This window comes from Nocardia vaccinii NBRC 15922 (assembly GCF_001613305.1).
Taxonomy (GTDB): domain Bacteria; phylum Actinomycetota; class Actinomycetes; order Mycobacteriales; family Mycobacteriaceae; genus Nocardia; species Nocardia vaccinii.
This window is the reverse complement of sequence record NZ_BDCC01000045.1, coordinates 33,170-44,376: the sequence shown is the minus strand read 5'-3', so window position 1 is coordinate 44,376 and position 11,207 is coordinate 33,170. Positions and strand designations below refer to the sequence as shown.

General features: G+C 68.4%; 9 protein-coding genes. 8 read left to right on the top strand and 1 reads right to left on the bottom strand.

Features of this window, described 5'->3' with window-relative positions:
* The first annotated feature begins 249 nt into the window (after positions 1-249).
* Genes nirD through NV1_RS26970 form a run of 3 tightly spaced genes read left to right on the top strand, consistent with a single transcriptional unit; the run spans position 250 to position 2,572 of the window.
* Positions 250-633: a nitrite reductase small subunit NirD gene (nirD, locus tag NV1_RS26980; protein ID WP_067897187.1), complete on the top strand. Its 384-nt coding sequence runs from the start codon at positions 250-252 to the stop codon at positions 631-633.
* Positions 630-1,844, top strand: coding sequence for a uroporphyrinogen-III synthase (locus NV1_RS26975; RefSeq protein WP_067897184.1), 1,215 nt, complete (start codon positions 630-632; stop codon positions 1,842-1,844). Before nirD ends, NV1_RS26975 begins: the two co-directional genes overlap by 4 nt.
* Positions 1,841-2,572: a sirohydrochlorin chelatase gene (locus NV1_RS26970; RefSeq protein ID WP_067897201.1), complete on the top strand. Its 732-nt coding sequence runs from the start codon at positions 1,841-1,843 to the stop codon at positions 2,570-2,572. Before NV1_RS26975 ends, NV1_RS26970 begins: the two co-directional genes overlap by 4 nt.
* A gap of 226 nt (positions 2,573-2,798) precedes the next feature.
* Here the strand turns inward: NV1_RS26970 and NV1_RS26965 are convergent, their stop codons facing one another.
* The gene (locus NV1_RS26965; protein ID WP_067897181.1) at positions 2,799-3,863 is read right to left on the bottom strand and encodes an aldo/keto reductase; all 1,065 of its coding nucleotides are present in this window, start codon (positions 3,861-3,863) and stop codon (positions 2,799-2,801) included.
* Between the two features lie 119 nt (positions 3,864-3,982).
* Here NV1_RS26965 and NV1_RS26960 point away from each other — a divergent pair, with 119 nt between their 5' ends.
* The 5 genes from NV1_RS26960 (at position 3,983) to NV1_RS26940 (ending at position 11,198) form a co-directional block, all read left to right on the top strand.
* Entirely contained in the window at positions 3,983-4,816 is an 834-nt protein-coding gene (locus tag NV1_RS26960) for a helix-turn-helix transcriptional regulator (RefSeq protein WP_067897178.1), read from the top strand.
* 97 nt (positions 4,817-4,913) lie between these two features.
* A complete protein-coding gene (locus NV1_RS26955; protein ID WP_067897198.1) occupies positions 4,914-5,360 on the top strand; it encodes a VOC family protein in 447 nt (148 codons plus the stop codon).
* 160 nt (positions 5,361-5,520) lie between these two features.
* Positions 5,521-9,411: a non-ribosomal peptide synthetase gene (locus NV1_RS26950; protein ID WP_067897175.1), complete on the top strand. Its 3,891-nt coding sequence runs from the start codon at positions 5,521-5,523 to the stop codon at positions 9,409-9,411.
* Positions 9,408-10,181, top strand: a complete 774-nt coding sequence (locus tag NV1_RS26945) for a DUF6875 domain-containing protein (protein ID WP_245713943.1) — start codon at positions 9,408-9,410, stop codon at positions 10,179-10,181. The genes NV1_RS26950 and NV1_RS26945 overlap by 4 nt, the downstream gene beginning before the upstream one ends.
* A gap of 39 nt (positions 10,182-10,220) precedes the next feature.
* The gene (locus NV1_RS26940) at positions 10,221-11,198 is read left to right on the top strand and encodes an alpha/beta hydrolase (RefSeq protein ID WP_067897193.1); all 978 of its coding nucleotides are present in this window, start codon (positions 10,221-10,223) and stop codon (positions 11,196-11,198) included.
* Positions 11,199-11,207 lie beyond the last annotated feature (9 nt).

Here is an 11,207-nt window from a genome sequence, read left to right as displayed (position 1 = left end):
TGTCCTGGAGGATCCGGACAAGCTCTCGCGGTTCGTCTCCTTCGTCAACGCCCCTGACGAGGCCGATCCGACCATCTCGTTCGACGACACCGGCGAACGCAAAGTTCCGGTGCTGCTGGGTATTCCGGAGATTCCGGTCACACACTGAGGCGGAACTCGCAGTGCTGCCACGGATGGGAAATAGGCGCGTAATCGCGCGGAAACAGTGCGCCGGTACCAATAGGTAAGGCGTTCGGAGGAGAGTTACCGATGACCGTTATCGATACACCCGCACATGCCCCCGTCGTGACGACCGGCTGGACCCGGGCCTGCCGGCTCGACCGGCTGATTCCCGGCCGTGGTGTTGCTGTGCTGCTCGGGGGCGGCCGGCAGGCCGCACTGTTCCTGCTACCCGGCGGCACCATCCACGCCGTCGGCAACGTCGACCCGTTCGGGCGCGCGGCGGTGATGTCGCGCGGCATCGTCGGTGACCGCGCCGGCGTGCCTGTGGTGGCCTCGCCGCTGCTCAAGCAGGCTTTCTCGCTGCTGGACGGCCACTGCCTGGACGACGCTGCCGCTGCTCTGCCGGTCTACGCGGTCCGCGTCGACGACGGGCTGGTGTCGGTGTCCAACGAGCCGGTGGACTGCCCATGAACGAACAGCTCCCGCTGGAGGGATTCACCGTCGGCGTCACCGCCGCCCGGCGCGCCGATGAGCTCTCCACGATCCTGACCCGGCGTGGCGCGACTATCGTTGCCGCCCCGGCCATTCGAATCATCCCGCTGGCGGATGACACCGAATTGGAGCGGGTCACAAGGCAATTGGCGGTCGATCCGCCACAGATCACGGTCGCCACCACCGGAATCGGCTTCCGCGGCTGGATGGAGGCCGCCGAGGGCTGGGGTCTGGCCGAGGAGTTGCGTTCGACGCTGGCCTCGACCCGGCTGCTGGCCCGCGGGCCGAAGGCCAAGGGCGCCATCCGCGCCGCCGAACTTCGCGAGGAGTGGTCTCCGGCCTCCGAATCCTCGGCCGAGGTACTCGATCATCTGCTCACCGAGGGTGTGGAAGGCGTGCGCGTGGCGGTGCAGTTGCACGGCGCGACCACGGAATGGGAGCCGGTGCCCGACTTCTGTGAGGTATTGCGTTGCGCGGGGGCCGATGTCGTTCCCGTGCCGGTATATCGCTGGGTCCCGCCGGACGATCAGGGACCGATGGACCGGCTGATCGAGTCGATCATCACCGCCGGACTGGATTGCATCACCTTCACCAGCGCGCCCGCGGCTGCTTCGATGCTCATGCGAGCCAAGGAGACCGGACTGCTCGAGGCTGTGCTGCACGCGCTGCGGACCCGGGTATTGGCCGCCTGCGTCGGATCGATCACCGCCGCACCGCTCGAGGAGCTCGGTGTGAGCACCACGATGCCCGCGCGAGCGCGTCTGGGTGCGCTGGCCCGGCACGTCGCGGAGGAACTTCCCAGGCGTGCCAACCGGATTCACGCCGCCGGACACGAAATCAGCGTGCGCGGTGGTTGTGTCGTGGTCGATGGAACAGTACGTCAGCTCGCGCCCGCGCCGATGGCCCTGATGCGGGCGCTGGCTCGCCAGCCCGGCCGCGTGGTGTCCCGGGGGGATCTGCTGGCCGCACTGCCCGGCGGCGGTGAGGACACTCATGCCGTGGAGACCGGGATCGCGCGACTGCGCGCCGGACTCGGTGCGCCGAAAGTCATTCAGACCGTGGTGAAACGGGGTTATCGGCTGGCCATGGATCCGGCCGAGTGTGTGGACAACAATCCGCGTCCGCCCGTCGCCGGGTCCGCCGTGCCGCGGCGTCCGGCGCATCCGGCACCGCTGGCGGGAGTGTGGTGAGCGCGCCCGCTCTGGTGCTGGTCGCGCATGGCACCAGAAGCGCTCGCGGCGTGCGGATGATCGGCGACCTGGCCGAGGCGGTATCGCGTGAACTGCGGGGAAACGGTGCGCCCGAGGATATCTCGGCGCCCCGGGTGCGCACGGCCTTCGTCGACGTGCTCGGACCGGCGCCCTCGGAGGTGTTGCGGAATCTGGAATCCGTTCCGGCCGTGGTGATTCCGGCCTTTCTGGCCTCGGGATACCATGTGTACCAGGATGTTCCGCGCGAGGTCACCGAGAGCGGACATCCGTCGGTTTCGGTCACCCCGGCCATGGGGCCCGACGTCGCCTTGGCTCGGGTGATGCGCATGCGATTGCGTTCGGCCGGTTGGCGTCCCGGCGATGCCGTGGTCTTCGCGGCCGCCGGTTCCTCGGATTCCCGAGCCCGCCGCGACGTTCGACGGGCCGCGACTCTGCTGTCCGCGCAATTGGACACCTCCGCCCGGATCGCCTACGTCGCCACCGGATCGCCGAGAGTCCCGGAAGTCGTTGCGGAACTTCGTGAATCAGGCTCCCGGCGCGTCTTCATCGCCTCCTATCTGCTCGCCCACGGCCTGTTCCACCAGCGCCTGCACACCGCGGGTGCGGACGGCGTCGCCGAACCCATCGGCATCCATCCCGCTGTCGTTCGGCTTCTGGCGAGTCGATACCACACCGCCGTACGGGATCTGCTGCGCACCGCGGCGTGAGCGCAGGGTGCGGCGTGCCCCGAACGGTGTTGTCCGAGGCCGAAGAAATCCGATGTGCGCGTCGGACGGGTGTCATCTCCACTCGCCGCCCTCGGCTGTGAGGGCTACGTGGGCAGGTCCGAGCCGATGGAGTGCGCGGTGCTCTGCCGCACTCGGTGAATGCGGTGGTACTCCGCGCACGGTCTGCCGGAGCGGAAGGCGCGCGGGGTACGGAACCGATGGATCCTCAGGCGCGGGTCTGGACCTTCAGGTCACCGTGGATGACGGTGCGGGTCATATCGCGGGTGAGCATATTGTGCGGGAACCCGAGGTCGATGGCGCTGACCTGGTCGAGGCGGGCCAGATGGCCGGGGTCGAATTCGACGTCCAGGGCGCCGAAGTTGTCCTCGAGCTGATCGGGTGTGCGTGCGCCGATGATCGGGGCGGTGACCGCCGGGTTCCGCAGCGTCCAGGCGAGGGCAACCTGGGCGGGCGTGCGGCCGAGATCCGCGGCGACCTCCTGGACGACCTGTGCGATGCGCAGGCTGCGTTCGGTCAGCGAACCCTGGGCCAGTGCGACGCTCTTGCGGGAGCCCTCCGGTGAGGTGATCGCCTCGCCCTGCAGGTCCGCGGCGCTGTACTTACCGGTGAGCACGCCGTTGGCCAGCGGCGACCACGGAATCACACCCAGGCCCAGCTCCGCCGCCATCGGGATCAGATCGCGTTCGGAGGTGCGCTCGGCGAGGCTGTATTCGATCTGCAACCCGATCAGCGGTGACCAGCCGCGCAGGTCCGCGATGGCCTGCATGCGCGAGACCTGCCAGGCGGGGGCGTCGGAGATCGCGACGTAGAGCACCTTGCCCTGGCGCACCAGATCGTCCATCCCGCGCAGGATTTCCTCGACCGGCGTCGTGAAATCCCAGGCGTGCAGGTACAGCAGGTCGATGTAGTCCGTATTCAGCCGTCGCAGACTGGATTCCACCGAGGTGACCATGCTCTTGCGGTGGTTGCCGCCGGAATTGGGATCGGTCGGATTGCGCAGCATCGTGTACTTGGTCGCCAGCACCAGACGGTCGCGGTTGTCGCGGGTGAATTCGCCGAGCAGACGTTCGGAGCTGCCGTTGGTGTAGGCGCTGGCGGTGTCGATGAAGTTGCCGCCCAACTCGACGTAGCGGTCGAACAGCTTGCGGGCGTCGTCGGTGTCGGCGCCCCAGCCCCAGTCCGCGCCGAAGGTCATCGTTCCCAGGGCCAGCGGGGAGACCCGCAGTCCGGAACGTCCCAGCAGCCGATAGGTGTCCAGGGTGAGGGACATCTTGTTCTCCTGTACTCGTGTTCCGATGTCGAGAACCAGTCTGTTGCGTGGGGCGGGCGTGGTTAAGGGAAGGTTTTGCCTAGGAACGCCGGTCCTACCCGGCCGTAAAATCGGTGGCGATGACGCACACCGTGGACACCACCCAGGAACTGGCCGCATTTCTGCGTGCCCGGCGCGAACGTCTGGACCCGCGCGATTTCGGCCTGCCACAGCGCCGGCAGTCCCGGCGCACCCCGGGCCTGCGTCGCGAGGAGGTCGCTGAACTGGCCGGGGTCAGCACCGACTATGTGGTGCGGTTGGAACAGGGCCGCGGCCTGCGCCCCTCGGCCGAGGTGCTCGAGGCGCTGGCCCGTGCGTTGCGATTGGCGCCCGATGAACGCGCCTATCTGTTCGATCTGGCGCAGCAGCGCGCACCGGTGATCGATAAGCCCGCGACCACCGCCGACCCGGCGCTGATCCGGTTGGTGGCGGATCTCGCGCCGCTGCCGGCGATGCTGGTCAACCACCGCTACGACATTCTGGCGTGGAATCACGAAATGTCGCGCGTGCTGGTGGATTTCGAGAAGTTGCCGCCGCGTCAGCGCAATTCGATGTGGATGTGCCTGATGCATCCGCGGATGCGGGATGGGTTCTACGTCGACCGGGAAACCATTCTGCGCGAAGGGATCGCGGATCTGCGTGCGGCCTGGGCCGCCCATCCCGAGGATCAGGTGCTGGCCGATCTGATCGCCGAATTCATCGCTGCCGATACGGAATTCGCGACCATGTGGGATCAGCGCGATGTGCGGGTGAACGGGCGCGGCGTCAAGGTGCTGCGGCATCCGGAGGTCGGCCGGATGGCCGTGCAATTCGAGGTGCTGATGCCGTTGCAGGATCCGGATCAGCGGCTGGTGATCTACCGGGCGGCCGACCAGGAGAGTCAGTCGGCGCTGGACCGGTTGTGCGGGGTGTGAAAAGAACTCTGGGGGATCGGCGAGGATGTGTCGAATCGGGCCGGGCGGCTCCGACCGAAGGATGACAGCAGGTTCACATCGTCCCGAGGAGCACATCATGACCAGCGTCAGCACCTTCATCTGGTTCGACAGCGAGGCCGAGCAGGCCGCCGAGTTCTACACCGCGACGGTTCCGGGCTCGCGTATTACCGGAATCACCCGTCACGAGGACGGTTCGGTTTTCGTCGTGACGCTCGAGTTGGCCGGTCACGCGGTCACGCTGATGAACGGGGGTCCCGGGCATCCGCACACCGACGCCGTGTCCATTCAGGTCGTCGTGGACGGTCAGGAGGAGGTCGATCGGCTGTGGGCGGCCCTGACCGCGGGTGGCAAGCCCGGCCCCTGCGGGTGGCTGACCGATCGGCACGGGCTGTCCTGGCAGGTCGTACCGTCCGAATTGCCGGTCCTGCTGGGCGGTGCGCACGCCGCCGCGGTGGGCGCTGCGCTGAACGGTATGTCCAAGATCGATCTGCGGGGCCTGCGGGAGGCGAGCGAGCGCGGCTGAGCACGCGCGGAGCGATATTCCACCCGGCCGCATCCGGTATCCGGATGCGGCCGATGCTGTCCTGGAAACGAATGACCCGCCCGGATTACTCGCGTACATCGCGACGAATGCCGTAGGTTTGCCCAGAATCGTCCAATGGGTCGGGATACGAGGAGTTCGAGTGCGGTCAGCCGGGATCGGCATCGGTGAATTCCCGCTGTCGGCCGCCCAATTGCGCTGGTGGGTGGCTCAGCAGCTGTATCCGGACGTGCCCAATACCGTTGCCATGTACCTGGATCTGACCGGACCGCTCGACCTGGAGGTGCTGCGGTCCGCGATAGCGCGCGCGGCGTGGGAATTGCAGTCCCCGCATGTGCGATTCGTTCCGGGGCCGGGTGGGCCGCGGCAGATCCTGGACCCCGACGCATTCGGCGCCGTGCCCGTGCACGACCTCGTCGATCATCCCGATCCGGTCGGCGCGGCCCGCGCGGCGATGGAACAAGACCATGGCGCACCGGTCGATCTGGTCGCGGGGCCGATCACCGTGGCGAATGTTTACCGGGTGAATGCGGGGCGGCACCTGCTGTATCTGCGCAGCCATCACATGGTGCTCGACGGCGTCGGGGCCGCGGCGATCCTGCGTCGCACGGCCGAACTGTATGCGAACAAGGAAACTTCTGCCGCACAATCGGTCTCGGACCGACGGCGGCCCATGACCATACCGGAACTACTGGAAGACGAACGCGCGTACCAGAACTCCGTGCGGGCGGACGCGGACCGCGAGTACTGGCGTGAGCAACTGTCCGGCCCGCTGTACGCGGCCGGGCTCGCGGGACGTTCGGCCACCCCCGCGCCGCACCCGCACCGCGTCGATGCGATGCTGTCCGGCGCGACCGCGGAACACCTTGCCGCCGTGCGCGAGCGGACCGGCGCCAGCTTCGCCGAATTGGTCGTCACCGCCATGTCCTGCTATCTGGCCGCAGCCCTCGGGGTCGACGAGGTGATGCTGTCGCTACCGGTCGCGGCCCGGCCGACCGCGGCGCTGCGCCGATCGGCGGGTTCGGTGTCGAATGTGGTTCCGTTGCGGCTCAACGGCATCGGCGACCTGACGGTGCACGAGATGCTCGGTCAGGTCCGGACCCGGGTGATCGGCGCCCTGCGCCATCAGCGTTATCGGTACGAGGACATGCAGCGTGATCGCGGCGAATCACAGGTGGCCCGAGGCGGTTTCGGCCCGGTGCTCAACGTGCTCGGCTTCGTCGAACCGCTGCGAATGGGCGGAGTGACCGGTCAGGTGCGGCTGTTGTCGCTGGGGCCGGTGGAGGATTTGCTCGTCAACGGCTATCAGCTCGGAGCCGATGAACACAGCGCCACCATCGGCATGCAGGCCAATCCGGCGCTGTACTCCGAAGCGGCGCTGACCTGGCATCATCAGCGATTCCTCGACTACTTCGACCGATTCCTTGCCGCCGGGCCGGATCGCGTCGTCCGCACGCTGGACGAGCCGCGGGTGCCGCCGGAGGTTCCGCCGGTTCGCGCGGACCGCGTGCTGGCGGATCTGCTGCGCTTCCGGGGTGCGCCCGACCGGATCGCGGTGCAGGCGGGTGCGCGCACCTGGACCGGCCGCGAATGGGACCGGCTGTGCGACCGCTGGACGCGCGAGATGATCGAATTCGGCGCGGGGCCCGGAGTTTTCGTGATGACGGCCGTGCCTCGGTCGATGGAATCGGTGCTCGCGGTCTGCGCGGTGACCAGGACCGGTGCGGCCTTCGTCCCGGTCGACCCGGCCGACCCGGCTCGGCGGATCGCGGCGATAGCGGCGGATTCCGGTGCACGCCTGGGGATTACGGTGCAAGCCGTGCGCGATGAGCTGCCCGCTGAGGTGGACTGGCTGGTGTTGGACGATCCCGCGACCGTGGCGCGCGTCGAGCGACGCGACGGCCATCCGGTCTCGGATGCCGATCGGCGACGTCCGCTGCACGTGCGGCATCCGGCCTATCTGATCTACACCTCGGGTACCAGCGGAACGCCGAAGGGCGTCGTCGTCGGCCACGAGGGTCTGGGGGCGCTGAGCGACCATCTGGTCGAACACTATGGCGTGAACCGCGATTCGCGTGTTCTGCACGCGCACGCGCCCTCTTTCGACGCGCATCTGCTCGAACTGCTCGCGGCCTTCGCGGCGGGCGCCCGGCTGGTGATCGAACCGCCGTCGGTGATCGCCGGACGGGAACTGGCGGATCTGCTGAACAGCGCGGCGATCACCCATTTCCTCACCACACCAGCGGTATTGGCGACGCTCGAGCCGCATCAGGTGCCCCGTCTGTGCGTGGCGGTGGTGGGCGGGGAGATCTGCCCGCCCGAACTCGCGCGCCGCTGGGCGACCCCGCTGCGTCTGTTCAACGGGTACGGGCCGACCGAGACCACGGTGATGGCGACCCAATCCGAGGCGTTGCGTGCCAGCGGTCCGGTGACGATCGGGCGGGCGCTGCCGGGCGTGCGGGCGCTGGTGCTCGATCCCGCCCTGCGCCCGGTGCCGCCGGGCACCCGCGGCGAACTGTATCTCGGCGGTCCCGGTGTCGCACAGGGATATCTGGGCAGACCGGGGGCGACGGCCGAACGATTCGTCGCCGATCCCTTTCATTCGGGTGAACGTCTCTATCGCACAGGGGATCTCGTACGCGCGGAAGTGGATCTGACGCTGGAATTCCTCGGCCGTGCCGACGAGCAGCTCAGCGTGCGCGGACGGCGGATCGAACCCGCCGAGGTCGAGGCCGCGCTGACCGCCTCGCCGCAGGTGGCGCAGGCGGCGGTGACCGTCGCCGACGGACCTTCGGGACCTCGGCTGATCGGCTATGTCGTTGTGGCCCGGGGAGCCGACGCCGACGCCGCGGCGATCATCGCGAACCTGCGCGAGGTATTGCCCCCGGCCATGGTGCCCGCGCAACTGGTCAGCCTGGACCGGCTTCCGGTCACCGCACACGGCAAGGTGGACCGGGCCGCACTCGTGGTCCCGGATCCGGTGAGCCGCCCCTATCACGCACCGGAAACGGCTCTGCAACAAAGGGTTGCCGAGCGCTTCGCCACCGCGCTGGAAGTGCCGCAGGTCGGTCTGGACGACGATTTCTTCGAATTGGGCGGCAATTCGCTGCTGGGGGTGACGCTCTCGGCCGATCTGGCCGCGGCGACGGGTGCGCCGGTGACGGTGCGGTGGTTGTATACCGGCCCGACCGTCGCCGAGCTGGCCGAGCGGATCGCCGGTCATCGGGGCGGCCCGGAGACCGAGGACGGGCTCGACGCGGTCCTCGAACTGCGCCGTGGCGGCGCCGCGCCGCCGTTGTTCTGCATTCATTCCGCGGTGCCGCTGGCCTGGTGTTATGCCGGACTGGCGCGATACGTCACCGATCGTCCGGTCTTCGGCCTCCAGGGGCTCACCCCGGAGGGCGAACCGGATGCGGCCGTCACGATCGATGATCTCGCCGAGCGCTACGTGGCGCACATACTCCGGATTCAGCCGCAGGGTCCGTACCATCTGCTGGGTTGGTCGCTCGGTGGTCAGATCGCCCATGCCGTCGCCGTGCGATTGCGTGAACGCGGTTGTGCCGTAGCGGTTCTGGCCATGTTGGACAGCATCGTCTTTCCGGCGGGCTCGCCACCTCCGCCGACGCCCCGGATGCGTGATCTGCTCACCCATCTGCTCGGTGACGAGCCCGAGGACGGTGATGCGCTCGCCGATCTCACCGCCGCCGAGGCAGCGGCCGAATTGGCTTCCGCCGGGCCTAGTTTCGGCGCGGGTCTGACCGCGGCACAACTGACCCGGCTGCATCGCGGTTATGTCGCATGCGTGCGCCTGTCGCACGGCTACCGTCCGGGCGTATACGACGGTGATCTGCTGTACTTCTCGGCTACCCGCGGGGTGACCGCATCGCTCGGTGCGGACCTGTGGCGGCCGTATGTGACCGGTGCGCTGATCGAGCACCCCGTACCGGCCGTGCACGCCCAGCTCACCAATTCCGATGTGGTGCCGATCATCGGCCCGCTGCTGGCCGCGCAGCTGGCCGGGGCGCCCGCATGAGTGCGGCCGAAGAGCCTGCGGCGCATCGGCATTCCCGTCCGGAGGTGCCGGAGGCCGGTCCCGGCCGGGCGGTGCGGACCGGGAGTCGCACCGGCATGCAGTGGCGACAGGTGTATCGGGACCGGGCGGATTGGGACCGGTCCGACCCCGGCGCGGCCGCGTTCACCCGATGGGTGGACGGATATCTGATGCGACCGCATCCCGCTCTCGGCCGTGAGGGTCCGGTCTGCCCGTTCGTGCGTGCGGGCGTGGTGCACGATCTGCTCTGGGCGGGTCTGGCCACGGGCGGCGACCGGCTGGGCACGGCGGATCTGCGGTGCATCGTGGGCGATGCGCTCGAGCAGTATCACCACCTGTGCGCCGAACACCCGGACCGGGCCCGGCAGCTCACGCTGGTCACCCTCTTTCCGGGACTGACGCACTACGAGCGCATCGACGCGGCGCATCTGGCCTGGAAATCCGATGCGGTCCGGCAGGGTTTCATGCTGGGCCAGTTCTATCCCGGATGCGATGTTCCCGGACTGTGGAATCGCGACTTCCGCCCGCTGGACGCCCCGGTGCCGATGCTGGTGCTGCGGCCGATGATGAGCACCGACTTCCCCTTCCTCGCCGGGCGCGCGGAGTGGCTGTACGCCTACTTCACCCATTTCGCACCTGATCTGCCCAGGCGGCTGCGCTGGGCGATAGCCGACCGGATGCTGGTCGAGGGCGCGGCGGTGGCGGACATCACCGGGCTGCGGGTGCACTCTCACGATGAAGACACCCGGTGATATGCCCGAAGAGACGCTCGCTCGAGGCATACTCCAATGATGCACCGGCTTCTGCGTTGCCTTTTCGTCCTGTTTGCCGTGATCGCCACGTTCGTTCCGATCGTCGCGGCGGCCGATACCGGCAGGGTGCCCGGAATTCTCGACGTACGGCCGCTGGGCGGCCAGCAGTACCAGGTGGTCGTGTACTCCGCGGCGATGAAGCGGCCGATCACCCTGTGGGTGTCGCACCCCGATCGGCCGGCGCCCACGCTGTACCTGCTCAATGCCGTCGACGGGGGTGAGGACGGCGGCCCCTGGAACGTGCGCACCGATGCCGCGCGGTTCTTCGCCGACAAGCCGGTCAACGTGGTCGTGCCGATCGGTGGCCGGGCCAGTTACTACACCGATTGGACCTCGGACGATCCCGCGCTGGGCCGCAACGAATGGTCCACCTTCCTGATCCGCGAACTGCCGCCGCTGCTGAACGCGCGTTTCCACGCCACCGGTCGCAATGCCGTTGCGGGAGTGTCGATGTCGGGGACCTCGGCATTGGATCTGGCGATCGAGGCTCCCGGGATGTACCAGGCCGCCGGCGTCTACAGCGGATGCCCGAGCACGAGCGATCCGGCCTCGCGAGCGTTGGTGTACTCGCAGCTGGCGACGTTCGGCGCCAATGCCGCGAACATGTGGGGCGGACCGACGAATGCCGCCTGGTCGGCGCATGATCCGGTGGTGAATGCCGCCCGGTTGCGAGGAGTGGCGCTGTACATCTCCTCCGGCAACGGCAGTGCGGGTGTGCACGACACCTTGGCCGACCCGTCCATCGGCGGCAATCCGCTCACCCTCGCCAACCGCCTCTCGATCGGGGGCGCGATGGAGAACGTCGTGAACGGCTGTACCCGCGCGCTCACCGGTCGTCTTGCGGCGCTGGGTATTCCGGCCACGGAGGTATTCCACGCCGGGACCCACTCCTGGCCGTACTGGCAGGACGACCTGCACCATTCCTGGCCGGTGTTCGCCGCCGCGCTGGGGGTTTGAGCGTTCGGT

Excerpts from the sequence above, each read along its gene's own strand:
- NV1_RS26945 (WP_245713943.1), top strand. The coding sequence starts at position 9,408 with ATGAGTGCGGCCGAAGAGCCTGCGGCGCATCGGCATTCCCGTCCGGAG.
- NV1_RS26940 (WP_067897193.1), top strand. The coding sequence starts at position 10,221 with ATGCACCGGCTTCTGCGTTGCCTTTTCGTCCTGTTTGCCGTGATCGCC.
- NV1_RS26955 (WP_067897198.1), top strand. The coding sequence starts at position 4,914 with ATGACCAGCGTCAGCACCTTCATCTGGTTCGACAGCGAGGCCGAGCAG.
- NV1_RS26965 (WP_067897181.1), bottom strand. The coding sequence starts at position 3,863 with ATGTCCCTCACCCTGGACACCTATCGGCTGCTGGGACGTTCCGGACTG.
- nirD (WP_067897187.1), top strand. The coding sequence starts at position 250 with ATGACCGTTATCGATACACCCGCACATGCCCCCGTCGTGACGACCGGC.
- NV1_RS26960 (WP_067897178.1), top strand. The coding sequence starts at position 3,983 with ATGACGCACACCGTGGACACCACCCAGGAACTGGCCGCATTTCTGCGT.
- NV1_RS26975 (WP_067897184.1), top strand. The coding sequence starts at position 630 with ATGAACGAACAGCTCCCGCTGGAGGGATTCACCGTCGGCGTCACCGCC.